At 65.1% G+C, this 23,896-nt stretch carries 26 protein-coding genes; 9 read left to right on the plus strand and 17 right to left on the minus strand.

The annotated features are described in order from the left end of the window. Positions 1–13: 13 nt before the first annotated feature. Positions 14–616 carry a transcription antitermination protein gene (locus P0204_RS07360; protein WP_276222977.1) on the minus strand — a complete coding sequence of 201 codons (603 nt, stop codon included), beginning with the start codon at positions 614–616 and terminating at the stop codon, positions 14–16. Between the two features lie 70 nt (positions 617–686). Here P0204_RS07360 and P0204_RS07365 point away from each other — a divergent pair, with 70 nt between their 5' ends. Beyond that, positions 687–1,859 (plus strand): MBL fold metallo-hydrolase, encoded by a 1,173-nt coding sequence (locus tag P0204_RS07365; RefSeq protein ID WP_276222979.1) that lies wholly within the window; start codon positions 687–689, stop codon positions 1,857–1,859. Positions 1,860–1,876: 17 nt separating this feature from the next. On the opposite strand, the gene P0204_RS07370 is transcribed toward P0204_RS07365, so the two are convergent. The 3 genes from P0204_RS07370 to P0204_RS07380 form a co-directional block, all read right to left on the minus strand. Continuing rightward, complete coding sequence (locus tag P0204_RS07370) at positions 1,877–2,170, minus strand: DUF6432 family protein (RefSeq protein WP_276222981.1); 294 nt, start codon at positions 2,168–2,170, stop codon at positions 1,877–1,879. An 89-nt stretch (positions 2,171–2,259) separates the two neighbouring features. Further along, entirely contained in the window at positions 2,260–2,979 is a 720-nt protein-coding gene (locus P0204_RS07375) for a hypothetical protein (protein ID WP_276222983.1), read from the minus strand. Further along, complete coding sequence (locus P0204_RS07380) at positions 2,964–5,312, minus strand: CARDB domain-containing protein (RefSeq protein ID WP_276222984.1); 2,349 nt, start codon at positions 5,310–5,312, stop codon at positions 2,964–2,966. Before P0204_RS07380 ends, P0204_RS07375 begins: the two co-directional genes overlap by 16 nt. Positions 5,313–5,446: 134 nt before the next feature. Here P0204_RS07380 and P0204_RS07385 point away from each other — a divergent pair, with 134 nt between their 5' ends. Together P0204_RS07385 and P0204_RS07390 are read left to right on the plus strand one after the other, a co-directional pair. Continuing rightward, positions 5,447–6,238, plus strand: coding sequence for a DUF7093 family protein (locus tag P0204_RS07385; protein WP_276222985.1), 792 nt, complete (start codon positions 5,447–5,449; stop codon positions 6,236–6,238). Positions 6,239–6,276: 38 nt separating this feature from the next. Further along, on the plus strand, positions 6,277–6,669 hold the full coding sequence (locus tag P0204_RS07390) for a DUF5611 family protein (protein ID WP_276222987.1): 393 nt from the start codon (positions 6,277–6,279) through the stop codon (positions 6,667–6,669). A 240-nt stretch (positions 6,670–6,909) separates the two neighbouring features. Here P0204_RS07390 and P0204_RS07395 read toward each other — a convergent pair whose 3' ends face one another. The 4 genes from P0204_RS07395 to P0204_RS07410 all read right to left on the minus strand — a co-directional run bounded on the left by P0204_RS07395 (position 6,910) and on the right by P0204_RS07410 (position 9,630). Further along, entirely contained in the window at positions 6,910–7,677 is a 768-nt protein-coding gene (locus tag P0204_RS07395) for an ABC transporter permease (protein ID WP_276222988.1), read from the minus strand. Next, entirely contained in the window at positions 7,674–8,618 is a 945-nt protein-coding gene (locus tag P0204_RS07400; RefSeq protein ID WP_276222990.1) for an ABC transporter ATP-binding protein, read from the minus strand. Before P0204_RS07400 ends, P0204_RS07395 begins: the two co-directional genes overlap by 4 nt. Positions 8,619–8,686: 68 nt before the next feature. Beyond that, a complete protein-coding gene (locus P0204_RS07405) occupies positions 8,687–9,046 on the minus strand; it encodes a cell division protein SepF (protein WP_276222992.1) in 360 nt (119 codons plus the stop codon). Positions 9,047–9,150: 104 nt separating this feature from the next. Next, positions 9,151–9,630: an RNA-binding protein gene (locus P0204_RS07410; protein WP_276222993.1), complete on the minus strand. Its 480-nt coding sequence runs from the start codon at positions 9,628–9,630 to the stop codon at positions 9,151–9,153. Between the two features lie 97 nt (positions 9,631–9,727). Between P0204_RS07410 and P0204_RS07415 the strand changes: the two genes are divergently transcribed. Beyond that, complete coding sequence (locus P0204_RS07415; RefSeq protein WP_276222995.1) at positions 9,728–10,639, plus strand: cobalamin-binding protein; 912 nt, start codon at positions 9,728–9,730, stop codon at positions 10,637–10,639. Here the strand turns inward: P0204_RS07415 and P0204_RS07420 are convergent, their stop codons facing one another. The 5 genes from P0204_RS07420 to P0204_RS07440 form a co-directional block, all read right to left on the minus strand. Then, complete coding sequence (locus P0204_RS07420) at positions 10,640–11,020, minus strand: DUF5658 family protein (protein ID WP_276222997.1); 381 nt, start codon at positions 11,018–11,020, stop codon at positions 10,640–10,642. An 81-nt stretch (positions 11,021–11,101) separates the two neighbouring features. After that, positions 11,102–11,917 carry an SAMP-activating enzyme E1 gene (gene ubaA / locus P0204_RS07425; RefSeq protein WP_276222999.1) on the minus strand — a complete coding sequence of 272 codons (816 nt, stop codon included), beginning with the start codon at positions 11,915–11,917 and terminating at the stop codon, positions 11,102–11,104. Positions 11,918–11,977: 60 nt separating this feature from the next. Continuing rightward, positions 11,978–12,964 carry a methyl-accepting chemotaxis protein gene (locus P0204_RS07430; RefSeq protein WP_276223000.1) on the minus strand — a complete coding sequence of 329 codons (987 nt, stop codon included), beginning with the start codon at positions 12,962–12,964 and terminating at the stop codon, positions 11,978–11,980. A gap of 92 nt (positions 12,965–13,056) precedes the next feature. Beyond that, entirely contained in the window at positions 13,057–14,556 is a 1,500-nt protein-coding gene (locus P0204_RS07435) for a carboxypeptidase M32 (RefSeq protein ID WP_276223002.1), read from the minus strand. Positions 14,557–14,609: 53 nt separating this feature from the next. Then, the gene (locus P0204_RS07440) at positions 14,610–15,701 is read right to left on the minus strand and encodes a M20 family metallopeptidase (RefSeq protein WP_276223004.1); all 1,092 of its coding nucleotides are present in this window, start codon (positions 15,699–15,701) and stop codon (positions 14,610–14,612) included. A 95-nt stretch (positions 15,702–15,796) separates the two neighbouring features. Between P0204_RS07440 and P0204_RS07445 the strand changes: the two genes are divergently transcribed. The 3 genes from P0204_RS07445 to P0204_RS07455 all read left to right on the plus strand — a co-directional run bounded on the left by P0204_RS07445 (position 15,797) and on the right by P0204_RS07455 (position 19,192). After that, positions 15,797–17,677: a PINc/VapC family ATPase gene (locus P0204_RS07445; RefSeq protein WP_276223006.1), complete on the plus strand. Its 1,881-nt coding sequence runs from the start codon at positions 15,797–15,799 to the stop codon at positions 17,675–17,677. Between the two features lie 136 nt (positions 17,678–17,813). Beyond that, the gene (locus P0204_RS07450) at positions 17,814–18,638 is read left to right on the plus strand and encodes a YqcI/YcgG family protein (RefSeq protein ID WP_276223008.1); all 825 of its coding nucleotides are present in this window, start codon (positions 17,814–17,816) and stop codon (positions 18,636–18,638) included. Next, positions 18,638–19,192, plus strand: a complete 555-nt coding sequence (locus P0204_RS07455; RefSeq protein WP_276223009.1) for a cysteine hydrolase family protein — start codon at positions 18,638–18,640, stop codon at positions 19,190–19,192. Before P0204_RS07450 ends, P0204_RS07455 begins: the two co-directional genes overlap by 1 nt. A gap of 22 nt (positions 19,193–19,214) precedes the next feature. Here the strand turns inward: P0204_RS07455 and P0204_RS07460 are convergent, their stop codons facing one another. After that, positions 19,215–19,478: a helix-turn-helix domain-containing protein gene (locus tag P0204_RS07460; RefSeq protein ID WP_276223010.1), complete on the minus strand. Its 264-nt coding sequence runs from the start codon at positions 19,476–19,478 to the stop codon at positions 19,215–19,217. A gap of 127 nt (positions 19,479–19,605) precedes the next feature. On the opposite strand from P0204_RS07460, the gene P0204_RS07465 reads away from it, so the two are divergent. Both P0204_RS07465 and P0204_RS07470 read left to right on the plus strand, forming a co-directional pair. Beyond that, a complete protein-coding gene (locus P0204_RS07465; RefSeq protein ID WP_276223012.1) occupies positions 19,606–19,902 on the plus strand; it encodes an EMC6-like membrane protein in 297 nt (98 codons plus the stop codon). 2 nt (positions 19,903–19,904) lie between these two features. After that, complete coding sequence (locus P0204_RS07470) at positions 19,905–21,734, plus strand: ribosome biogenesis/translation initiation ATPase RLI (protein WP_276223013.1); 1,830 nt, start codon at positions 19,905–19,907, stop codon at positions 21,732–21,734. Between the two features lie 42 nt (positions 21,735–21,776). Here the strand turns inward: P0204_RS07470 and npdG are convergent, their stop codons facing one another. The 3 genes from npdG to P0204_RS07485 form a co-directional block, all read right to left on the minus strand. Beyond that, complete coding sequence (gene npdG / locus P0204_RS07475; protein ID WP_276223015.1) at positions 21,777–22,442, minus strand: NADPH-dependent F420 reductase; 666 nt, start codon at positions 22,440–22,442, stop codon at positions 21,777–21,779. 54 nt (positions 22,443–22,496) lie between these two features. Next, positions 22,497–22,886 (minus strand): hypothetical protein, encoded by a 390-nt coding sequence (locus P0204_RS07480; RefSeq protein ID WP_276223017.1) that lies wholly within the window; start codon positions 22,884–22,886, stop codon positions 22,497–22,499. A gap of 114 nt (positions 22,887–23,000) precedes the next feature. Then, complete coding sequence (locus P0204_RS07485) at positions 23,001–23,864, minus strand: TIGR01548 family HAD-type hydrolase (RefSeq protein ID WP_276223019.1); 864 nt, start codon at positions 23,862–23,864, stop codon at positions 23,001–23,003. Between the last annotated feature and the right edge of the window lie 32 nt (positions 23,865–23,896).

Raw genomic sequence — 23,896 nt, forward strand, 5'->3', positions numbered from 1 at the left:
CGGACCGACGCGACTAGCAGATCGGTTTTGGATCGAGTCCCATCTCGGTCAGCGCGTCGGCGTAGGCAGTGTAGGCGACGCCGATGGCCTCGACTGCCGTGTTCCGCACCTGTTCACGGTCTTCGGTCGCGAGGACACCGAGTGCGTTACGCGCTTCCTCCAAGTCACTGGCCGCTGTCCGGAGTTCTCTCGCGAGCGCCGCTCCCCGCTCGTCCGCCTCGTTGACGAAGAAGCTCACGACCTGGAGATAGAACCGGTCCAGGACCAACGGCGCGGCGACGAGCCCGGCACCGACGCGTTCCGGGGTCCCGGTGACCTGCCCCAGATGCTCACCGAACGCGTCGGGCGCGCCCGAAGGCGCGTCGAGTCTTCTCGCCCGCTCGGCTGCCCCGTCGGCAGCCGCAGCGAACGCCGCGCCGATAGCGCCGTCGATCTCGTCGCTCCAGTCGTCGAGTGCCGACGCGAGCGCGTGTTCCCGTGTCGCCGCCGCTTCGCGCACCGCGTCGGTCTCCAGTGTCGCTCCTGTCGCGGCGATCAGTGCCTTGTCCGAACCCAACCGGTCGAGTTCGGTCGCTTGCTCGTCGCGAACGGTCGAGATGACTCCGTCGGCGTCCATACGGCCTCTGGGAGCGAGATCGTCATAGACCCTCCGCCCGATTTATCGCCGCCGAGGCCCTGTCTCCGATATGACTGGCCCAGACCCACCGACAGATGCGCCGTCGGTGACACCGGCGGCGCTCCACACACAGCTCCGAGCCGGTGAACGAGTCCGACTCCTCGACGTCCGCGACCGCGACGAGTTCGAGGAGTGGCACATCGACGGCCCCTCGGTCACCGCCTCACAGGTACCGCTCTCGAAGTTCATCCAGGCCTCGGTCACCGGCGATGTCGACGAACTCGTCGCCGATCTCCCGGGCCAGGGTCCGATCACCGTCGTCTGTGGCCGCGGGGAAGGGAGCGCATTCGTCGCAGGCCTCCTCGAAGACGCCGGCATCGAGGCACAGAACCTCGCCGAGGGGATGGAGGGATGGGCGCGGCTCTACGTAGTGACCGAACTCCCGTCACCAACCGGGACGATCCTCCAGTACGAGCGGCCTTCCTCGGGTTGTCTGAGTTATCTCGTGGTCAGTGACGGCGAGGCCGCCGTCGTCGATCCGCTCCGTTCGTTCACTGATCGATACCTCGCAGACGCCCGCGACCACGGGGCGACCCTGACCTACGCGATCGATACCCACGTCCACGCCGACCACGTGAGCGGGCTCGATCGTCTGGCAACCGAGTCCGACACCGAACCGGTCCTGCCCGCCGCGGCGGTCAAGCGTGGCGTCACCTTCGACGTGACCGCGCTGGACCCCGGCGAGTCGATCATCGTCGGCTCGGCGACCCTTCGATCACTGGCACTACCGGGCCACACGACAGGGATGACCGGCTTTCGAGTCGGTGATATCCTGCTGGCCGGCGACAGCGTCTTTCTGGACAGCATCGCGCGACCGGACCTCGAAACCGGAAGCGACGGCGTGGCGGCCCTCGCAGCGGAACTCTACGTGACGCTGACCGAGCGCCTGGCCGACCTCCCCGACGAGACGCTCGTCGCGCCCGGCCACCACGGCACACAGACGATCCCGGTCGAGGACGGGAGCTACACCGCACGCCTGGGCGAACTCCGCGAGCGACTCCCGGCCTTCGGAATGGACCGCGATTCGTTCGTGACCTGGCTCCGTGATGACATCCCCCCACAGCCGGCCAACTTCGAACGAATCATCGACATCAATCTCGGTGTCGCGGTGGTCGACGACGAGGCGGCGTTCGAACTCGAACTCGGTCCGAACAACTGTGCGGCGACACCGGCGGACGATTGAGGCGTAGCAGCGTGGCGCTACAACGGTAACCGTCGCCGTAACTGTTCGAGTAACGATTCGTCTTCGTCCGGTGATGGAGTCCCCACGACGTGTTCCTCCGGACGGATGACGGTCCGCTCGCCGTCGTCTTCAACCTCGATGAGGTCGTCGGCTTTCAACGCGGCCAGTGCTCCCTCGATCTGGTCGATACTGACGTCTGCACGGGACCGGAGTTCGAACACCGTCATCCCTTCTTGATGGCGATCAGCGAGGGCATCGAGCACCGCGACCTCCGCGTCGTCCCGGTCTCGGTACTCGGGCTTCGCTCTCATACGTCTCTGTATAACTGGCTAGTTCTTGGCTTTGTCCCTCGCTGAACGGGTCGGTTCCGTCGACGGCGACAGTCAGGTGAGGTACGTGGCTAGATCCCTTCTTCAGGATGTGCTGGGCCAGGTTCGGCCTCACCGATGTAGAGGAAATGGTACTTTCGTTCCGATATATTACCGTTCGCTCGGGCAAGTCCCCAGTCGTACTTGATGTATGCCCGTTCGTACAACCGGCCATCCTGCGTTCGGACGGTAACGTTGACCGTGCGGGGGATCCAGGATTTATCTTCGTCGGTAAACGGCTCCTCATTCCTAGGATACGTTTCGATAATACGTTGATATCCATAGAGGATAACGTATTGTTCCAACAGATATTGGCTCGTGTTGTTCGTCGGTGCTCGGTGGAAGAATCGAACACTACGGTTTCGGGCATCAATCTCCGCAAGGCCGAACGTAGTAGTACTGTTCCCACCGGCGACACCACGAACATAGTCCTCGGCAAAGATACGGTAGTGCTGTCGGCGTGATTCTATCGTTTTATTATATTCGGTGGTAGTATCAGCTTCTTCAGTTTGTTGTACTGATGTCGTCTTGGGAGTATCCGTGGAGCCTCCCGTATTGGTTGGAGTTGGAGTGGTAGATTCAGTATTGGTTGCGTCGTGTATCGGAGTCGGCGACTGTGGTTCAGACGTAGTTGTTTTTTGAGTACTGTCGGATAGTCCAGTACAGCCAGAAAAAGAGGCTATTACAACGACAAATACAATAATACCCAGTCGGATATTCATTTTCTTAGCCATTTTTAATATATCTGACATCCTGTTCCAGTTCGGCAACCTATTCTTGAATCAGCCGGGTCAGATCGGCAGGTCGGACAGCTGCCAGTACCGTCGTCACTGTCGCCATCTTTTGTATTCATGCCATCTAAATCAATAGTTGATGATGAATCTTCGTCTTTTCCGCCAATATACCTAGTATTATATTCTTTTCTCTTATACTTTTGTACGATATTTCCGGGAATTTTGCCCCCGTGTTCCTCAACTGTAGTATCGTTCATGATTGTAACCATCTCTCCGTCCTGTGAAATTTGCAGTCCATCCTTCCCGTTCGCGTCGATCCAAACCTCTTCACCGTCGTCGCTGTAGTGGATATCCGTACTGTTTTGATCCAGACAGCCGACGAGGTCACCGTCCATATCCGTCCAGACGTAAGCGCCGTCACACGTCGAGCCGGCGTTGCTGGTATCCTCCGTGACAGGTGGGACGACGGTGACGTTCCCGCGTTGGTACCGGACGCGGATCTCGAACGTCCGCGGGAACGCACCGCGGTGTTCCAGATATCGGTTCTCCCACACCACGGTGGTCTGGCTGCCCCCGGAAATCGAGACGTACTCCTTTCGTCCCTCTAGTTTACCGTTGATGTAGAGTTCGAAGTCCTGTACTTCTTGATGGGAGTACGTGTTCGTGATCGTAGCGCTAACGTCGAAGTTCTCGTCGGTCTCGACTCGGTTCGGTACGTCGAGGCTGGAGACACGGACCTGTCCGAAATCGACAACCTCGACCGATCGTTGCTTGGTCCCGACGCTGACCGAGTAGTTACCGTCGTCGGCAAACGAGTTGGTAAACCGAACCTGTCTCTCGGCACCGACAGGCAAGGCTACAGACTGGGTCTGGACCGATTCCCCGTCGACGGTCAGCGTCGCATCGTATGTTCCGGGTCGTTCACCGACGTTCCGAACGGTGGCGATAAACGTCCCACGCTCACCGACATCGAGTGTCTGGTTGGGCGTGGTAAGACGAACGACACGGAAGGTCGGCGGATCAGCGACCGGATCGACGACGACCGTCGTCGATTCGGTACCGATACTGACGGTCCGCGCTCCCGGAGTGTCGAACGTAGCGTTGAACGCGACGTATCGTGTCTCGCTCGGCTCGACCGTCACCGATTTGGTATCGACCGTTCGTCCGTCGATGGCAAACGGCGTGTCGAGTGTTCGGGTCGTAGTATCCGTATTGACCACCCGCCCGTAGACGGTAGTAGTCGTGCCCTCCTGGACCTCATCGGGGGCGTGGATCGTCTCGACGAATATCCGCCCACTGTTTCCGGAGACAGCGGGACCAACCTCGAGTAGCGTCGACTGGGTCCCGACGGTGAGGTTGTACGTCCCCGGTTGTGTGAACTGGTGGCGGAACGTGGCAGTGCCCGACGCTGACGGATCGACTGTCACCGGTTCCCGACCGACCTCGCTTCCGTTGACGAGCAGGCGTGCCGGATACGTGCCACGGGCCGTCCCAGTGTTCTGGACGGTAGCCGTGACAGGGACGGCGGAACTCGTCGTCGCCCGTGTCGGTGCGGTAAGTTGGGTGATCCCGAAGGACGGGTTACCGCCACCCGGTTGCGAACCGTTCGTCGGGGGAGGGCCTGGTTCCGGTGTAGGTTGGGGCTCTCCAGGACCCGGTGGCGGTCCAGGTGTCGGTGGTTCCAGTGGTTGTGTGACAGTCACTCCGTGCGATGCTGTCCCGCGATGGCCGCCGGTGTCGTACGCGACCGCACGGACCTGTACCGAACCGGTCGCATCGAATCGTCGGGTAAGCGATACGGTCGTCTCTGTGCCCGTAACAGGCTCACGACGGACGAACTCCCCGTTGATGACCCACGCGAGCGTATCGAGACGGCCAGCAGTAGTGGTCAGGTTGGCCTGGATGGTCGTGGGTCGTCCCTGGGATGTGGTCGCCGGCCCAGCGAGCGAGACGACCGGTCCGTCATCGGGTTCGACGACGACTTCGAGCGCGTCGGAGCGAGTCTGTCCGTCGTCGTCGGTGACGGTGAGCGTAACGTTGTACTGCCCGACAGTGGTGGGTCTGAACGTCGTCTGTCGGCAGGACCGGCAGTCGGGCGTCACCGAGCTGCCGGCCGGTCCATCGATTCGCCATCGAACGGAAGAGAGCCGTCCGTCCGGGTCGCGTGAACCGTTCGCGTCGAGATGGACTGTCGTCCCCGGCGAGACAGTCTGGTCAAGCCCGGCATCGGCAAGCGGTGGATCGCTCGCATTCACGCTCGTCGAGGCAGCGACAGTCCCCGACAAGACAACCACGAAGACGACGACAGCGATCGTACTCGTTCGCATCGGTAGCCGTTCGCCGCCTCCCATGGTATAAAATTTCGTAATATAGAGAATAAATATAGTCCTTTCTATATCGATACATTACTCGAGAAGCGCGGGAACACCAGTGTCGACAGAGCGACAGGGAGGGTTTAAGTACGTCACGAGAGGAGACACTGACAATGGGTCTCAAATGCTCCATCCTCGGGCATACGTACGGTGAGAGTACCGTCGAGCGCGACCGAGAGGAACAGGGGAGCGAAGTCGTCATCACCATCACGGAGACGGAGACCTGTACGCGGTGTGGAAACACACGGGTCGTCTCCGAGAACAAGGAAGTGACGGCGATCGAAACGCCCTCGGACATCGCTGGCGAGGAGGTTGACGATACTGAGGACGGGGAACAGAACACGGACGGCGATGCCACGGGCAGCGAGCCGAACGCGGTCGAACAGGAACCACACCACGGTGGAGAGACCGGCGAGGCCGTCGGCAGTTCGACGCCACCCTCGCCGACACCACCGGATGAAGACGACGCGGAGATCATCGAGAGCGAGGACGGTCCCGACAGCGGCGACACCGAACTCGACGAACCGGCGACGACGAGCGGAATTCCCGACGCGGAGGACGGGACAGCACCCGAGCCCGATCCCGAAGACGACGACGCGGTCATCCTCGACGAGACGGACGACGACACCGATCGGGACCCCGGTGAGTGGCCCCAGGAGGCAGCGGACGACGGGACCGACAGCGAGGGGCAACGAGAGGAGTGGGAGCCGGTGTCTACGGAAGACGAGACCGACGACGGACCGGACGTCGAACCACTGGGTGGCACGGCTATCACGGTCCCCGACGGCCAGTTTCGCTGTCCGGAGTGTGGGTTTACGACCGACGTGGAGGCATCGTCGCTGCGGGCAGGTGACTTCTGTCCGGAGTGTCAGAAGGGCGCACTGGTCACGGAACACACCGAGTGAACACAAAGGGTAAGACGGGGCCTCGCAAAGTCCAATCCATGCGAGAGTACAAGATGCGACGGGGCGAGCATCTGGAGGACCGCGTCCCTGACATGGAAGCGTTCGTCGAGGAGTATTTCGGAGAGGTGACAGACACGGAGGACTACAACGGTAACGACCTGCTCGTCGTCGACGAGCCGGACAATCCGGTGTTCGAACGTGTCGTCGCGGGGAGGGTCACCTACAGTGGCAAGAAAGACAAACTGGCACTACACATCGACGAGCGTCCTGCCGAGGAGGTCATCGCCGAGGGTCACGTCGAGGCAGCCGAAGACGCCGTCGCAGTCAAAAACGACTTTCTGGAGGACGCGACCGATCGTGACGCGAAGGCACGCCGGGACTCGATGAAGCGATCGGTCGAGGACGAAGCTGACAAGCCCGACAACGTCTAAGCCGGCGCCACGATAGATGTCCCGCCGGGACACCGGCGGTTCGAACAGCGATAGTCGTCGCTGTGTATCGTTATCACGGCCGTCAAGGATAAATACGCACATGTCGTTCACTCACCTACGCCGTTCCCGGAGGCGCTCACAAGTATCCGGGCTCTGGCAGCGATCCGCTGCTACGTCATGTGTTGATGACCTCCTGGAGGGTGGCTCCCTCCACGTATCCGTCATCTTCGGTCCCGGTTCTTACTCTGCGAGTCCGTAGCCACGCTTGAACAGCAGGAAGTCGATCGCCAGGACAGCGATCGTCGCGCCGGTCAGAACCAGCAGCGACGTGTTGGGATCGATTTCGGTCACGCCGATCATGCCATAGCGAACCCCGTTGACCATGTAGACCATCGGGTTGAACAGCGAGACGCTCCGCCAGAGCGGCGGGAGGACCTCCAGCGAGTAGAACACCGCGCCGAAAAACACCAGTGGCCGGAGGATGAACTGGTTCATCACCGTGAGATAGTCGAAGTCACTCGCCCAGAGCCCGCCGATCACACCGAGACCGCCGAACAACGTCGTGATGACGAGGACGAACGCGATCAGGTAGACCGGGTTGGCGACCGGGACCGAAGTAAAGACGAGTCCGACGCCGATGATCAACAGCGAGGTGACGATCCCCCGCAGCGCGCTCGCTGTCACGTACGCCGACACCATGTCCCGGTTCGACATCGGGGAGGTAGTCACCGCCTGGATGTACTCGTTCCACCGGCCGTGGAAGATCGTGAACGAGGCGTTCTCGAAGCTATCGGAGATCGCACCCAGGACGACCAGTCCCGGGAGGACGAACTGGATGTAGCTCACCCCGGCGATCGAGCCGATCCGGCTGCCGAGGATGACACCGAAGACGGCGAAATACAGGGAGTTCGTGATGATCGGCGGCAGGAACGTGTTGTACGGCCGCCGGACGAACCTGAGCACCTCGCGCCGAGTCAGTGTCAGGAGTTGTGTCGTCCCCTGGCTCATGCTGACACCTCCGCGTACTCGCGTTCGTCACGGGTCATGTCGACGAACACCTCTTCGAGCGAAGCCCGACGGATGTCCAGCGACGTGACGGTGTGGCCCATCGCTTCGAGTTCACGGAGGAGCGCCGGCGCGGTCTGGCTCCCGCCCGAGGCGGTGACGCTGAGTCCGTCGTCGGTCACCTCGATATCGGTCACGCCGTCGACGCTCAGCGTCGGCGCTGTTCGGGGCGGGTCCGCGAGTCCGATCGCGATGGTATCGGTTCCCCGGGCCATCAGTTCGTCGGGCGTGGCCACCTCGACCTTGCGGCCGCCGTCCATGATCGCGACCCGGTCACAGAGCCGTTCGGCCTCTTCGATGTAGTGGGTCGTCAACACGATGGTCGTCCCCGCGTCGTTCATCCGGTTGATGATATCCCAGAGGTCGTGGCGCAGTTGGACGTCGACGCCCGCGGTCGGTTCGTCCAGGATCAGTAGATCGGGTTCCGAGACCAGCGCACGCGCGAGCATGAACCGGCGTTTCATCCCGCCCGAGAGCCAGTCGAAACGGGTATCCCGCTTCTCCCAGATACCGACGGTCTTCAGGGCTTCTTCGGCCCGCTCCGTGGCCTCCGCGCTGGAGATGCCGTGGTAGCCGGCCTTGTGTTCCAGTACTTCGATGATCGGGAAGAAGCGGTCGACGTTGAACTCCTGTGGTGCCAGGCCGATGCGGTCACGGACCTCCCGATAGTCGTCCTCGACGTCGAACCCGAACACCTCGGCGGTCCCGCCGTCCTTGTGGACCAGGCCGACCAGCGTGTTGATGAACGTGGTCTTGCCCGCCCCGTTGGGGCCGAGAAGGCCGAAGAACTCGCCGCGCTCGACGGTCAACTCTAGCCCGTCGAGTGCCTGCACGTCGCCGTACTGCTTGCGTACGTCACGGGCACGGATTGCCGGCTCAGTCATCGTCTAGGCAAGCGCTCGAAGGCCGAAAAACACGTCGAAGCCGGGCGCGTGTGATCCCTGGTACCGTACTACCGACCCAGCCGGTCGCGGGAGATGCCGACGCCCGACGGAGTGATGATGAGCTGGTCGTCGTCCTTCTGGACGATGTCGCCGCCGACTTCGTTCGTGACCTGCTTGAGTTCGTCGCTGATGTGTTCCATCGTCCGGTCCTGCGTGGAGTGACGGATGATGTCGGCGATGACGATGTCGCCGTCGTAGACCGCGTCCTTGATCTCGACGACGTCCTGTGTGTCGCTGATCTGTGCGATCCGGACCTGTCGGTCGACGTCGGCCCCGGACGTCTCGAAGTCGTCGGCGTTCAGTTCGACGTAGTCGTCGGTCTTCCGGGACGACCCCGACTCGCCGAGGATCGAACTCATGAGTCCCATGTCCCCCACGGCGTGCCGTGACGATTTAGGTCTTACGTCAGACACAGTTTGGTTCTCCGATTGGTTCCTGAACAAAAGCGGTCTGAACGGAGAGCGAACGCCCGCTACACCGAAAACTCGAACAGATCGTCGCCGACGTGGTGGATCGAGGAGACGACCTTCCCGCTGTCGCCGACCATATCCGATCCAGCGGTCATCGCGCGGCCGATCGCCAGCACCTTCCCGTGGGACTCCTCGGCGATGGCGACCAAGTCACCATCCAAGATGTCCGCGTCGGCCTCGGTGATCCCGGGCCGCATCACGTCGGCGCCGTCCGAGACGAAGGAGATCGCGCCTGCGTCGACCGTGACGACGTGTTTCTGTGGCGGGTAGTCGTTGGCCCCCTCGACGGTGAGAAACGGTTCGTCGTCGACGTATAGCACCAGCGGGTCCCCGTCGACGAGGACGACGTCCCAGTCGCTGTCGTCGAACTCGACTTTCTCGTAGCTGTCGGCGTCCAACTCGACACCGAGGTGCTCAGAGAGGGCGGTCGTGATGGCGTCGACCTCGTCCGAGCGGAGGTGGTGGCGCGATTTGACGTTCATGTGCCCCTCTCGTGTGGCAGGGAGCGTAAGCGTAACGACCTCCCACGAGCGCGGGGACGAGCGGTGCCTTTAGCCCGGGACCGCCCGTAGGAGAAGTATGCGCGTCGTCACGCTCCTGCCGTCCGCCACGGAGATCGTCTACGCACTCGGGGTCGAACCCGTCGGGGTATCCCACGAGTGCGACTACCCGCCGGCCGCCCGCGAACGACCGGCGGTCAACCGCACACGGGTCGACCCGACTGCGTCCAGCGCCGAGATCAACGAGCAAGTCGCCGACGCCGAGGCCGGCGACGGCGTCTACGCCATCGACCGGACGACACTCGCGGAGTTGGACCCCGACCTGGTCGTCACACAGGGCGTCTGTGACGTCTGTGCCGTCGATCACGTCCAGGTGGCGACGGCCGTCGAGGAACTGGGGTTGGACGCCGAAGTACTGACGCTGGACGTCCACAGCCTCGACGACCTCTTCGAGTCGATCCACGAGGTCGGCATGGCCATCGATCGCGACGAGCGGGCGAGCGAGTTGGTCGCGACGCTCCGGGGTCGGGTCGCCGCCGTCGAGACGACCGCCGCATGTGCCGAGACCGAACCCCGGGTCGCCGTCCTGGACTGGCTCGACCCGATCATGGTCGCCGGCCACTGGGTCCCCGAGATGGTCGAGCGGGCCGGCGGCCGCTACGGCCTGGAGGTCGCTGGCGGTGAGTCCCGACCGCGCGAGTGGGATGAGATCCGCGAGTACGATCCCGAAGTGCTCGTCGCCGCGCCCTGTGGCTTCGACATCGACCAGACGCGCGAGAACCGCCGGGATTTGACCGACCGCCCCGGGTTCGAGGAACTGACGGCGGTCCGGGAGGGTCGTGTCCACGTGATGGACGGCCACCACTACGTCAACCGCTCGGGGCCACGGCTCGTCGAGACGATGGAGTTTCTGGCGGCGCTGTTGCATCCGGACCGCTTCGACGCGCCACCGCGGGACGCGGTCGTCGAACTGGGGACCGTCCGGGCCTGATCAGGCCGCGACGGCGAGCAGACCGACGTAGACGTTTCCGAGGACCACGAGCGCCCCGGCGGCGACGACGGCCAGCAGCCAGGCGCGCCACCAGGGGAGGGATTCGACGAACTGGCGACACTCAAGCAGGACGACACCGACGTACAGGACCGTCGCTCCCTTGAGGAGGATGACCGCCATCGGCTGGTGGCGCAACAGCAGCCGAATCCAGGGGTTGGCCTCCAGGCCAGCGCCGGCAAAGCGGGCGGCAAACAGCGTGGAGGTCGCGTCGCCGAAGCCCCAGATCAACACCAGCGCGAACACTAACTCGACGTAGCCGGGTTTCTGGAGGCGGAACGTCAACGCCCGGGCGAGGGGATGTCGTTGCTCGGGATTCGGCATGGAAGTCCTATCGACACCTGTTCGCTAATCCGACATAAGCGTCGCTGTGCAGCTATCAGCAGTGAGAACCGCCCGTAGCGATCAGTCGTCGGCGAGCGAGCACCGGCCGTCGTAGCTGGCGTCGGCGACCCGGTCGATCGCCGGGTCCTCCCCACACACCGGACAGGTCGGGTCGGGCGCGACCGGGACCTCGTCGACGGACATGTCGGTGGCGTCGTAGGCCAGCAGTCGGCCGTCCAGGGACTCGCCGTACTCCATCGCGAGTTTGACGACCTCCGTGGCCTGGAGACAACCGATAGTGCCGGGGAGCACGCCCAGGACGCCGGCGGTCGCACAGTCCGGGACGGTCCCCTCCGGCGGTGCCTGCGGGAACAGACAGCGGTAACACGGTCCCTCGCCCGAGAAGGTCGTCACCTGCCCCTCGAACCGGAAGACCGCGCCGTGGGAGAACGGCGTCCCCGAGAGGGTGCAGGCGTCGTTGACCAGGAACCGGGTGGCGAAGTTGTCCGAGGCGTCGACGACGATGTCGTAGCGGTCGACGAGGTCGGCGGCGTTGTCGGCTGTCAGCCGGGTCTCGTGGGCGTCGACGGTCACGTCGGGGTTCAGTCCCGTGACGAACTCGCGGGCGCTTTCGACTTTCGGCCGCCCGATGTCGTCGTCACGGTGGATCACCTGCCGCTGGAGGTTCGACCGCTCGACGGTGTCGTCGTCGACGATACCCAGCCGGCCGATTCCGGCGGCCGCGAGATACTGCAAGACCGGCGAGCCGAGTCCGCCGGCACCGACGACGAGAACGTCGGTGTCCAGCAGCGCCGCCTGTCCGTCCGGCCCCACGTCGTCCATGATGATGTGACGGGAGTACCGGTCGAGTTGTTCGGGGTCCAGATCCGGACGCATGGCCGAGGGTTGCCCCCCAGCGAAGATAAACGGCGGGATCGGCTGTCGGGCGACGCCCGATCAGTTGTTCCGCTGGAGGTCCGCGACCAGGCCGTCCATCTTCCGGTTGATCGCCGCGATCTGGTCGGTCTGTCCGACGGCCTCCTCGGCGATCTCGGCAGTCGAGTCGGCGATCGTCTGGGCGGCGGTCGTCGACTGGTCGAGCATGCTCGCGACCTCCTCGGTCGCGGCGGCCTGCTCGTCGGTCGCCGTCGCGACCTCTTCGATCCCGTGGTTGACCTCGGTAACCGCGTCACCGATCTCGTCGAGGATCTCCGTCGACTCCTCGACGGTCTCGATCCTCTCGTCGATCTCGGCGTTGCTCTCTTCGAGGCTCTCGACGGCGTTTGCGGTGTCGTCCTGGATGCCGTCGATCATCCGCTCGATCGCCGCGGCCTGGTCCTGGGACTCCTCGGCCAGCGATTTGACCTCGTCGGCGACGACGGCGAAACCCTCGCCGGCCTCACCGGCCCGGGCCGCTTCGATCGATGCGTTCAGCGCCAGCATGTTCGTCTGGTCGGCGATGTCGTTGATCACCTCGACGATCTCGTCGATCTCCTCGACGCTCTCCTGGATGGTCTGGACGTCCTGGGCGACGCTCCCGGCGGCCGACTGGATCCGTTCCATGGCCGCGTGGACGTCCTCCGCGTTGTCCTGTCCCCGCTCTGCGAGTTGCGTCGCCTCCCGAGTGGCCGCCGAGACCTCCTCGGAGGAGGAGGCGATCTCCTCGACGGAGGCCGAGAGGTTCGATACCTCGCTGGCGACCTCCGAGATCGCCTCGTACTGTTCGGCCGCCTGCTCACGGATGTCGTCGGTCTCCTCGGCGATATCGACAGAGGAGTTCTCCAGTTCGGCGATCAGTGTCTGTATCTCGCTGGCCTGCTCGTGGTCGTAGCCTGCCTGGCGATCGATGTTCTCGGCGACGTCGTCCTCGATATCAGCGTCGATGTCGTCGTCGATATCGGCGTCGCTCGCCAACTCTCCGCTATCGAGATCGCTTTTGGCCATAGGAGGTCGGTCTACTCATTATTATATAAGAGGTGTACCAAACAGTATCAGTTTTGAAAACCGCGCCCGGCGACTGGACGATCGATCGGCGATCAGCAGTCGTACAGCGCGCGGTACTTCTCGTCGGCGTAGTCGAGGAAGTGGTCGGCGGTGAAGGACTCGCCGGTCGCCTCCTGGATCAGGTCGTCGGTCGTGTAGCGGGCGCCGTGGCGGTGGACGTGGTCGGTCAGCCAGTCGTGGATCTCGCCGAACTCGCCGGCTCGAACCTGCTCGTCGAAGTCGGCGATGTCTTGACGGACGTGGTGGTTCAACTGCGCGGCCAGTACCGACCCCAGCGTGTACGTCGGGAAGTAACCGAAGGCACCGTTGGTCCAGTGGATGTCCTGGAGACAGCCCTCGGCGTCTGTGTCGGGCCTGATCCCCAGATACTCCTCCATCTTGTCGTTCCAGACCTGTGGGACCTCCTCGACGTCCAAATCACCGCGGATGAGATCCCGTTCGATCTCGAACCGGAGGATGATGTGCATGTGGTAGGTCAACTCGTCCGCTTCGACCCGGATGAGGTTGTCGTCGTAGACCTCGTTTGCGGCCTCGTAGAACGCACGGGGCGTGGCGTCGGTTCCGAGGTGGTCGTTGGCCGTCCCGGCGAAGAACTCCCAGAACGGCAGCGAGCGGCCGACGTGGTTCTCCCAGAACCGCGACTGGGACTCGTGGACCGAGAGGTCGCGGTTCGAGCCAAGCGGGGTCCCGTACTGCTCCTGGGGTAGCCCCAGCGTGTAGGTGGCATGGCCGAACTCGTGGATGGTCGAGCCGACGGCGTCCAGCGGCTCGTCGGGTTTGAACCGCGTGGTGACGCGGGCGTCGAACTGGGTTCCCGTCGAGAACGGATGGGGCGCGGTGTCCAGGCGGCCGCGGTCCCAGTCGTAGCCCAGCACGTCCAGTGCCTCCTCGACGAGGCCGTGCTGGGTGTCGTCGTCGTAGGTTCCCTCGAATGGATCGGCCAGGGAGACGTCGCTGTCGGCGATGTCGTCGATCAGCGGGACGAGTTCGTCCCGCAGGCGGGTCAGTACGTCCTCCGCGGTGTCGATGCCCAGGTACGGCTCGTACTCCTCGAACAGTACCTCGTAGGGGTCCCGGTCGGGATCGATCGCCTCGGCGTACTCCCGCCGGAGGTCGACCAGCTCTTCGAGGGTCTCGGCGTAGGCAGAGAAGTCGTCCTCGGCCTTGGCCTCCTTCCAGACGGGCAAGGCGTTCGAGGAGGCCTCCGAGATGCGCTCGACGAGGTCGGCTGGGACCCGAACCGCACGCTCGTGATCGCGGCGGACCTCGCGGACGACGGCCCGCTGTTCGTCGCCGAGGTCCGCCTCGTCGAGTTCGTCGAGCCACTCGCCGAGTCGCTCGTCGGTCAGCAGGTCGTGATGGAGCGTCGAGACCGCCGAGGATTGCTTCGCTCGCGCCGGCGTGCCGGCGTCGGGCATCATCACCTGCTGGTCCCACTGGAGGACACCGTTGGCGTCCTGGACGTAGTGGAGCTGTCGGACGTGATCGAGGAACTGCTCGTAGGTGGAGGACTGTTCGCTTGCGCGTGCCATGGCCGGCCGTTAGGACCCACACGGTAAATGGACGAGGTCGGCGGTAAACGGTGTCAGTTTTGTGCGCCGTCCCACATCCGAGCGACCCGCCCGTAGATCGCTCGACACCGATCGAGCACGTCGATCGAGACGCTCTCGTCGGCGGTGTGGGCCTCGCCGGGTTCGGCCGCCCCGACGACGACACAGTCGGTGCCGGCGTCGGCCAGCCACCCCGCGTCGGTCGCGTGGGGTTTGACGACCTGTTCGGGGGTGCCGTCCTGCGCGGCGGCGGCCGCCGACTGGACGGCATCGGCGAACGCGGCGTCCCCACAGGCCATCGGCGGGAGGTCCTGGTCGATCCGCAGCGAGACTCCGTCGACGGTCTCGACCCGCTCCAGCGGTGCCCGCTCACCGGGGACGGTCCGCTCGTCGACGGTCACCTCGCAGCGTTCGGGGACGACGTTCCAGGCCGACCCGCCGTCAATCTCGGTGACGGCGACGCTCCCGGACAGCGAGTGTCCCAGGACCGCCGTCTCGGGGAACTGGACGTCACGGACTACGTCGACGGCGTCACAGGCCCGGTAGACGGCGTTCTCCCCGGCCTCGGGTTCGCTGGCGTGGGCAGCCTCCCCCTCGGCGACGATGGTCGACCCGCGGCGACCCTTGTGGGCGACGGCCACGTCCGTAACGCCGGCCGCGGAGTAGCCAGTCGACCCCTCGCCGACGACGGCGTAGTCGGGCGCGAACCCGTCCTCGATAGCCGCCCGGCAGCCGATGCCACCCTGTTCCTCGCCGACGAAGGAGGCGAAGACGAGTTCGCCAGCGGGATCGACCGCGGCGAAGGCGAGCATGGCCGCCGCGACACAGCCTTTCATGTCGGCGGTCCCACGGCCGTAGAGCCGGCCGTTACGGCGCTCGACGGCGTAGTCGTCGCCCTCGATCTGCGAGTCGTCCGGCGGGACCACGTCGTGATGACCCACGAGTGCGAGCGACGGTCCCGTTCCCTTCCGGGCGATGACGTTCCCCGCCCCGTCGCGTCGGACGGTCGCGTCGGTCCGTTCCCGGAGCCACGACGCGATGAAGTCGCCGGCGGCCCGTTCGTCGTGGTCGCCTGCCCGGTGGCTCGGGATCGCGACCAACTCCTCGGTGAGATCCGCGATATCCATACCGGGGCCTCGGGGCGACGGGGCAAGAGTTCGGTGGAGTCGGCCGGCGGGACCGGTTGAACATCCTTATCAGGCGACGGGACCCTATCGACAGTATGGATATCGTACCGGACACGAGCGTGGTCATCGACGGCCGCGTGTCCGAGCAGATCGAAGCCGACGCCGACCCCGACTCGACGGTCGACGGCAGGGGCTTTGCCGGCGCGACGGTCGTCGTCCCGGAAGCCGTCGTCGGCGAACTCGAAGCACAGGCCAACGACGGCCGGGAGACCGGTTGGGAAGGGCTCGAAGAACTCCAGACGCTCGTCGATCTCGCCGAGGAAGGGACCATCGACGTCGAGTACGTCGGCCGCCGACCAGACGCCATCGAGAAACGGGAGGCCGGCGAGGGTCAGATCGACGCGCTGATCCGGGACGTAGCAGGGGACCGTGACGCGACGCTGGTGACCAGCGACGACGTGCAGGCGGAAGTCGCCCGCGCGAAGGGGCTGGACGTGGAGTACGTCGAACCCCGTGGCCGCACGGTCGAACACCTCCAGATCGAGAACTTCTTCGACGAGGGGACGATGAGCGTCCACCTGAAAGTGGGGGTCCAGCCGTTCGCCAAGAAGGGGTCGATCGGCGACATGCACTACCAGCCGATCCGTGACGCCATCGCCACCGAGGACGAACTCCGCGAGTACGTCGAAGACATCGAGGAGGCCGCCCGCTCCTCGCCGGAGGGGTTCGTCGAACTCGACGAACCGGGCATGACCATCGTCCAGTTCAAGGACCTCCGGATCGCGATGGCCCGGCCGCCGTTCTCGGACGCCCGGGAGATCACTGCAGTCCGCCCGATCGTCAAGACCGATCTGGACGACTACGAACACGCCGACGAACTGCGCGACCGCTTTACCGACCACCAGCGGGGCGTCCTCATCTCCGGCTCACCGGGTGCCGGGAAGTCCACCTTCGCCCAGGCCGTCGGGGAGTTCCTCGTCGACGCCGACTACGCCGTCAAGACGATGGAGAAACCCCGTGACCTCCAGGTCGGTCCGGAGATCACCCAGTACACCGCACTCGGGGGCTCGATGGAGAAGACCGCCGACTCGCTGCTGATGGTCCGGCCCGACTACACCATCTACGACGAGGTCCGCAAGACCGACGACTTCGAAGTGTTCGCGGACATGCGGCTGGCGGGCGTCGGCATGGTCGGGGTCGTCCACGCGACCCGTGCCGTCGACGCGCTCCAGCGGCTCATCGGCCGCGTCGAACTGGGGCTGATCCCCCAGATCGTCGACACCGTCATCTACATCGAAGCCGGCGAAGTCCACACCGTCTACGACGTGACGACCGAGGTGAAGGTTCCCCACGGTCTGATGGAGGAAGACCTCGCACGGCCGGTCATCGTCATCCGCGACTTCGAGACCGGCCAGCCCGAGTACGAGATCTACACGTTCAACCGCCAGGTCGTCACCGTCCCGCTCAACGACGAGGAGGACAGCGAGGACTCCGGTGTCGACCGCCTGGCCAAGCAGGAGGTCGAACGCGAGATCCGCTCGATCGCCCGGGGCCACGTCGAGGTCGAACTCCGCGGCCCGAACACCGCCATCGTCTGGGTCGAGGACGACGACATCTCCCAGGTCATCGGTAAGGGCGGGGGCCGCATCTCCGACGTGGAGAACCGCCTGGGGATCGACATCGACGTCCGGACCTTCGAGGACCGCCCGACAGGCCCCTCCGGCGGGCCACAGGCCGACGCCAGCGGGAGCAAGCAGGGCGAGATCGTCACGCCGGAGGTCACCTCCCGACACGTGATGATCCCGCTTGAGGGTCACGCCGGCGAGACCGTCGAGGTCCAGGCCGACGGCGAGTACCTCTTTACCGCGACCGTCTCCCGTGGCGGCGAGGTCCAGGTCTCCCGTGGCTCCGGTATCGCCGAGGAACTGGAGCGGGCGATCGACCGCGGGAAGACGATCACCGTCACCCCCTCCTGAGCGGGCTGCGGTACCCGAACCGAAGTTCCCGCTTCCAGTACGACTCCAGACCACGTGTGTGCGTTTCCGCGTTCGGGTTACCGGGACTGTCGGAGCGGACCGATGGATAATTCCGGGAGCGCACCGACTGATACCTATGAGCGATGCAGTCGTCGGAACGCTGCTCGATCAACAGACACTGGCGGCCCGGGTCGAAGCCGGGGACACCCCGGCGTGGGTCGCCGACCACTGGCGGACGTTCCGGGACGCGTTGACGGGAGAGCGGAACGGGACGCCGTTCCCCTGTTTCTTCGGGGCCGAGTCAGTTCGGGAGGGAGAGCCGCTGTATACGGCCGTCCCGTCGCTGACCGATCCGGAGGCACTGTTCGACCTCGGTGAAACCCTGTGCTCGTATCTGGAGCGCTATCAGGACCACAGCGAGCGGGCGTCGCTGGTGACGTTCTTTCGACCGCCCGACCGCCCGCTGACCGAATCGGAGTACCACGACGCGCTCTGGCACGTCCTCCAATTTCTCCACGTCCACGACCCGGAGCCGTGGCCCGAGGAGATACCGACCGATCCGGCGGACCCCTACTGGGAGTTCTGTTTCGCCGGCGAACCGATGTTTCCGACCTGCCGGGCACCGTTCTACGACACGCGTAAGAGCCGGTACTGTCCGGTCGGCCTGGAGATCACGTTCCAGCCGCGCGCGCTGTTCGAAGCACTGGAGGTCACGGCTGAGACGGCCGCCGGGCAACACGCTCGGGACGTGATCCAGGACCGACTCGGGGAGTACGACGCCGTCTGTCCACACGCGGATCTGGGAGACTGGGGCGTCGACGGCGACCGCGAGTGGCCCCAGTACATGCTCTCCTCGGACCCCGAACAGGCCCCCGACGAGTGCCCGATGACCGTCACACGGGACCACCCGAAATCGAAGTGGCTCGTCGGACGGGCCGAGCAGTCGGAGCCAGTCGACTGATGGCCTCCGATCCGGCTCTCCTGTTGGTAGACTTCCAGCAAGGGTTCGACGACGGCAGGTGGGGACCCCGTAACAACCCCGATGCGGAGACGAACGCCCGACGGCTGTTGTCGACCTGGCGAGACCGAGGCGACCCCGTCGTCCACGTCCGACACGACTCGACAGAGCCGGACTCACCGCTCCGGGACGGCGAACCCGGTTTCGCGTTCAAACCGGGACTGGCGCCACGCAGCGACGAACACGCTGTCACCAAACGCGTCAACGGCGCTTTCGTCGGAACCGAACTGGAACCGTGGCTGTCGGACCGCGGTATCGAGACCGTCGTCGTCTGCGGGCTGACGACCGACCACTGCGTCTCGACGACGGTCCGGATGGCCGAAAACCGTGGGTTCGCGGTCACTCTCGTCCGTGACGCGACCGCGACGTTCGACCGGCGGCTGGACGAGGAGCGGTTCGCCGCCGATCTGGTCCACCGGACGGCGCTTGCACAACTGGCCGGCGAGTTCGCGACGATCGAAACGACCGCGGGGCTGTGTGGGCGGAGAACGGAGTGAAAAGGGTTCGGCCCGCCGGCAGTCAGTCCGAGACGGCGGCGTCGGCCTCGGCCGGCTGGTCGGTGATCTCGTAGAGGTTCTGTCGCGCGTCGGCGAAGTAGACGTCTTCCTCGATGACGCCGACCTCGTCGAGTCGTTCGAGCGCGTAGCGGACCGTCCGTGCCGAGAGCATCGACTCCTCGACGATTCCTTTCTGCGTGAGCGGCCCGTCGTACTCCAGCACTTTGTACACGAGCTTGGCGCTCGGAGGGAGATCCGCGATTTCCTCCCCGTCGGATTCCGTCATTACCTCCACCGAGACGCGCCGGATGCATAAAGATTGAGGAGTTGATCGGAGACCCGGCCTGCCGGCCACAACGACGGCGGATCGTGGAACCGCGCCCCTTTTGACTGTGGGTAGTCCAAGTGCGCGTATGGCAACGGACACGGCGGACGGCATGAGCTCGCACATGCGAGGGCTCACCGTCACGACGATCACGGCGGTGGCCGGTATCGCCGCGGCGTTCGGCTCGAACGCCGTCGCGAGCGGGGCGACCGACACCATCGGGGTCGCGATCCTCGCAGTCGCCGTCCTCGCACAGTTCCCGGTCCTCAAAGTCGCCGGTATCGGCCAGGAGGACCTCTCGACGAAAGACGTCCTCTACATCGCGTTTATGACCTTCGCCCTCTGGTTCGTCAGCTGGGGCGTTATGCTGACCACGGGGGTCTGAGGATGGCCGAGGACAGCATCGCGGTCGTGGACCTAGAGCGGTGTCAACCCGACCGCTGTAACTACGAGTGCATGAACTACTGCCCGCCCAACCGCAGCGGGAAAGAGTGCATCGTCAAACGCGAGGACAAGTACGAGGAGGACGAACCCTTCGAGGGCAAGCCCGACCAGGTCTTCATCTCCGAGGAGATCTGTCTGGGCGAGTCCTGTGGCATCTGTGTCAACAAGTGTCCGTTCGACGCGATCGAGATCGTCAACCTCCCACAGGAGTTGACCGAGGAACCGGTCCACCGGTACGGCGAGAACGCCTTCGCGCTGTACGGTCTGCCCGCGCCCGCCGAGGGCCAGGTGACCGGCATCCTCGGTCCGAACGGGATCGGGAAGACGACCGCCGTCCGCATCCTGGCCGACGAGATGTCGCCGAACCTCGGCCAGTACGGCACCGAACCGGGCTGGGACGAGATCTTGGACGAGTACCGCGGGACGGCGCTACAGGACTACCTCGAACAGATGCGCGACGGCGACATCACCGTCGCCCGCAAACCACAGTACGTCGACCGCATCCCCGACCAGTTCGACGGGAAAGCCCGGGAGCTGCTCGCACAGACAGACGAGCGAGGCGCACTCGACGAGCTGGTCGAACGGACCGGGATCGGCCCCGTCGTCGACAACCACATCGACGACCTCTCCGGGGGCGAACTCCAGCGGGTCGCCCTGGTGGCGACGCTGGCACGGGACGCCGACTTCTACTTCCTCGACGAGATCACGCCCTACCTGGACATCGGCCAGCGGATGACCGCCGCGCGGCTCATCCGCGAACTCGCCGAGGACGGCGACCGGTCGATGCTTGTCGTCGAGCACGACCTGGCGATCTTAGACCTGCTCGCTGACAACATCAACGTCGCCTACGGGACCCCCGGCGCGTTCGGTGTCATCACCGCGCCAAAGTCCACGAAGAAGGGGATCAACGAGTACCTCTCGGGCTACCTGGAGAACGAGAACATGCGGGTCCGCCAGACCGAGATCGAGTTCGAGGAGCACGCGCCCCGGACCGCCTCGACCGGCGACGTCGTCATCGAGTACCCCAACCTCACGAAGAGCTACGGCGAGGGCGAGTTCTCGCTCGAAGTCGACTCCGGAACCATCCGCGAGAGCGAAGTGCTGGGCGTCGTCGGCCCCAACGGGATCGGGAAGTCGACGTTCGCGAAGATGCTCGCCGGCCGACTCGAACCCACGGAGGGAACGGTCGATTCGAGCCTCGACATCGCCTACAAGCCCCAGTACATCGAGATCGACCAGCCGATGCGGGTCGACGCGTTCCTCTCGACGATCACCGACGACTTCGGAACCTCCTACTGGAACACCGAGATCGCACAGCCCCTCCAGTTGGAGTCGGTGATGGAGCAGCAACTGACCGACCTCTCGGGCGGGGAACGCCAGCGGGTCGCCATCGCCGCCTGTCTCTCGAAGGACGCCGATCTCTACCTGCTGGACGAACCCTCGGCACACCTGGACGTGGAACAGCGAGTGCTCGCGACCTCGGCGATCCGGCGCTACGCCGAGAACCACGACGCGACGGCGATGGTCATCGACCACGACATCTACATGATCGACCTGCTGGCCGACCGCCTGCTGGTCTTCGAGGGGGAACCCGCAAAGCGCGGCCACGCGACCCCGCCCCAGGGGATGCGCGAGGGGATGAACGAGTTCCTCGCGAACCTGGATATCACCTTCCGCCGCGACGAGCGGACCTCCCGGCCCCGCATCAACAAACCCGGCTCGCAACTCGACCGGGAGCAGAAGAACGCCGGCGAGTACTACTATTCGCCCTGAGCGGCCGTCTTTTGCCGAACCCCGGCCCCAACGAGCGCCCGTTCAGTTGAACCGCACGCCCAGGTCGTGGAGCCCGTCGTTGTGACGCGCGACGTTGATGAGCAGCGGCGTCAGCCCCTCGACCTCGGCGGCGTTGGCAAGCGGCCCGCCGTCCAGCGCACGGAGCCCCTCGATCCCTTCCGCGAGGTCCCGGACGGTCGCCTTCGCGTCGCCGTCGTCGCCGACGACGATGGTGTCCCACTCCAGCGTGGCGTCCAGATCCGAGAGCCGGCCGGCCGCGAGGTTGTGGAACGCGCCGACGACCGGCGTCCCCTCGGGGGCGGCGTTGGCGGCCAGTTCCGTGACGCTGCCGACGCCGGGCCGGTTGTAGTGGAAGCCGTCCTCGTCGCGTTTCATCCCGACCGCGGGTGAGACCAGGATCGCGTCGCCGAGGTCGTCGGCGACGGCTTCGACGGTGTCGGTGAGGTGGTACGCGGGGACGGCGGCGACGACCACGTCCGCCCGGGCCGCGGCTTCGGGGTTCGTCACCCCGTCGACGTCGACCGATCGGCCGCGGTCGGCGAGCGTCGCCTCGTAGTCGGCCGCGCTATCGGCGGCCTTCTCGGCGTCCCGAGACCCGACGACGAGCGTGTGGTCCGTGTCCTTCGCCCAGCGGAGGGCCAGCCCTTCACCGATATCTCCGGTCCCGCCGAGAATCGCGATTTCCATACCGGGAGGGTAGGCCGAGTCGTGAATAAGCGTTGTGCGACCGGAGGTGCTTGCCTAGGTGTAGTGCTCCCAGGCGTACTCGAAGCCGCCGCCGTAGGCGACGTAGAGGGCGACGGCCAGTCCGATCGCGAACCCGAGGAGCTGGGCGGCGATCGCGAGCGGCGACGTGTGACCCAGGAGCGTGTTCGCGCTCGTCACCAGCGGAACCGTCGCGACGAACAGCGTGAGGATGAAAAGCAGCATCCGTCCGGGGCGGTGGGCCTCCTCTAGGGCCGCCTCGTTGCGCCGGATCGTCCAGTAGGTCGCTCCGAGCGCGACGAGTTGGAACGAGACGGCGTAGAGCGGAACGAGGTCGACGGTGGGTTCGTAGACGGCCGCACCGCTGACGATGGCAGTCCAGATGCTGACCAGGATCGACCAGGCCAGCATCGTCCGTTGGCGCATATCCGGGCGTGGGTCGCCAGCAGCCAAAGGCGTGGCGCTCTGATCGTGGTCATTGGAGATCAGTTCCGGACAGTGCCGCCCCCGGAGCCGGCGCGTACCGGTACGTCGCTACAATCACTCCAGCAGGTCCGGGAGGTCGTTGACCGACTCGACGACGGCACTGGCACCGACGCCGGCGAACTTCCGCCGACCGTCCTCGCCGGAGAGTCCGCCGGTGAGGACACCGACCCCGTAGTAGACGCGGTCGTCGGTCTCGTCGGCGTTGACAGCCGTCTCGACGTCGTCCAACGTGTCGCCGACGAAGGCGATCCGTTCGGCGTCGAACCGTTCGGCCAGCGTGACGAGCGCGGCCGGGTGGGGCTTGCCCTCTTCCCAGTCGTCCATCGTGAAGCGGTGCTCCCCGGGCAGGTCCAGTCCGACCCGATCCAGCGCGATGTCGGCTTCCGCGGCCGGCCGGCCGGTGACGACGCCGACATCGTAGCGCTCGGTCAGTGTCGCCAGCGTCCCGTCCTCGACGATGACCGGTTCGTCGTGGATATACCCGGGTGCGTCGAAGGCCGGTTCGCCGTCTTCCAGTTCGCGGTACAGTTCGCTCCCGAGATACAGCGTCTGGAAGACCTCACGGAGCCGGTCCCGGTCCCAGGCGTCGAACACCCAATCGGCGGCGGCCGGATCGAGCAGTTCCCTGAGCACGGCCTTCGCGGCGTCCAGTCCACCGCCGCGCTCGGCGATGGCGTCGGTAAAGGCCGCGAGATCCGCCACGTCGGCCTCCCGGCTGGCGAGGACGAACAGCGCCGCGGCGTCGGTGACCTCCCAGTCGTTGTTGAACCCCCCGGCGTCCTTGAACCGCTGGATCTCCGCCCGGGAAATCGTCTCGCCGTACACCCTGTCGACGGATTCGACGACGGCTCGTCGGTAGGAGTCGGCTACGTCCACGAGGACGCCGTCGACGTCGAGTACGACCGCATCGACCTGCATACCCGGCGGAAGACACCCCGGCCTCAAGCCTG

Source organism: Haloarcula halophila (genome assembly GCF_029278565.1).
Classification (GTDB): Archaea; Halobacteriota; Halobacteria; order Halobacteriales; family Haloarculaceae; genus Haloarcula; species Haloarcula halophila.

Coding starts and splice junctions, on each gene's coding strand:
- P0204_RS07365 (WP_276222979.1), top strand. CDS start 687: ATGACTGGCCCAGACCCACCGACAGATGCGCCGTCGGTGACACCGGCG.
- P0204_RS07445 (WP_276223006.1), top strand. CDS start 15,797: ATGGATATCGTACCGGACACGAGCGTGGTCATCGACGGCCGCGTGTCC.
- P0204_RS07465 (WP_276223012.1), top strand. CDS start 19,606: ATGGCAACGGACACGGCGGACGGCATGAGCTCGCACATGCGAGGGCTC.
- P0204_RS07435 (WP_276223002.1), bottom strand. CDS start 14,556: ATGGCACGCGCAAGCGAACAGTCCTCCACCTACGAGCAGTTCCTCGAT.
- P0204_RS07415 (WP_276222995.1), top strand. CDS start 9,728: ATGCGCGTCGTCACGCTCCTGCCGTCCGCCACGGAGATCGTCTACGCA.
- P0204_RS07360 (WP_276222977.1), bottom strand. CDS start 616: ATGGACGCCGACGGAGTCATCTCGACCGTTCGCGACGAGCAAGCGACC.
- P0204_RS07470 (WP_276223013.1), top strand. CDS start 19,905: ATGGCCGAGGACAGCATCGCGGTCGTGGACCTAGAGCGGTGTCAACCC.
- P0204_RS07370 (WP_276222981.1), bottom strand. CDS start 2,170: ATGAGAGCGAAGCCCGAGTACCGAGACCGGGACGACGCGGAGGTCGCG.
- P0204_RS07400 (WP_276222990.1), bottom strand. CDS start 8,618: ATGACTGAGCCGGCAATCCGTGCCCGTGACGTACGCAAGCAGTACGGC.
- P0204_RS07385 (WP_276222985.1), top strand. CDS start 5,447: ATGGGTCTCAAATGCTCCATCCTCGGGCATACGTACGGTGAGAGTACC.
- P0204_RS07430 (WP_276223000.1), bottom strand. CDS start 12,964: ATGGCCAAAAGCGATCTCGATAGCGGAGAGTTGGCGAGCGACGCCGAT.
- P0204_RS07405 (WP_276222992.1), bottom strand. CDS start 9,046: ATGGGACTCATGAGTTCGATCCTCGGCGAGTCGGGGTCGTCCCGGAAG.
- P0204_RS07395 (WP_276222988.1), bottom strand. CDS start 7,677: ATGAGCCAGGGGACGACACAACTCCTGACACTGACTCGGCGCGAGGTG.
- P0204_RS07485 (WP_276223019.1), bottom strand. CDS start 23,864: ATGCAGGTCGATGCGGTCGTACTCGACGTCGACGGCGTCCTCGTGGAC.
- ubaA (WP_276222999.1), bottom strand. CDS start 11,917: ATGCGTCCGGATCTGGACCCCGAACAACTCGACCGGTACTCCCGTCAC.
- P0204_RS07480 (WP_276223017.1), bottom strand. CDS start 22,886: ATGCGCCAACGGACGATGCTGGCCTGGTCGATCCTGGTCAGCATCTGG.
- P0204_RS07375 (WP_276222983.1), bottom strand. CDS start 2,979: ATGTCAGATATATTAAAAATGGCTAAGAAAATGAATATCCGACTGGGT.
- P0204_RS07420 (WP_276222997.1), bottom strand. CDS start 11,020: ATGCCGAATCCCGAGCAACGACATCCCCTCGCCCGGGCGTTGACGTTC.
- P0204_RS07455 (WP_276223009.1), top strand. CDS start 18,638: ATGGCCTCCGATCCGGCTCTCCTGTTGGTAGACTTCCAGCAAGGGTTC.
- P0204_RS07390 (WP_276222987.1), top strand. CDS start 6,277: ATGCGAGAGTACAAGATGCGACGGGGCGAGCATCTGGAGGACCGCGTC.
- P0204_RS07410 (WP_276222993.1), bottom strand. CDS start 9,630: ATGAACGTCAAATCGCGCCACCACCTCCGCTCGGACGAGGTCGACGCC.
- P0204_RS07440 (WP_276223004.1), bottom strand. CDS start 15,701: ATGGATATCGCGGATCTCACCGAGGAGTTGGTCGCGATCCCGAGCCAC.
- P0204_RS07450 (WP_276223008.1), top strand. CDS start 17,814: ATGAGCGATGCAGTCGTCGGAACGCTGCTCGATCAACAGACACTGGCG.
- P0204_RS07380 (WP_276222984.1), bottom strand. CDS start 5,312: ATGGGAGGCGGCGAACGGCTACCGATGCGAACGAGTACGATCGCTGTC.
- npdG (WP_276223015.1), bottom strand. CDS start 22,442: ATGGAAATCGCGATTCTCGGCGGGACCGGAGATATCGGTGAAGGGCTG.
- P0204_RS07460 (WP_276223010.1), bottom strand. CDS start 19,478: ATGACGGAATCCGACGGGGAGGAAATCGCGGATCTCCCTCCGAGCGCC.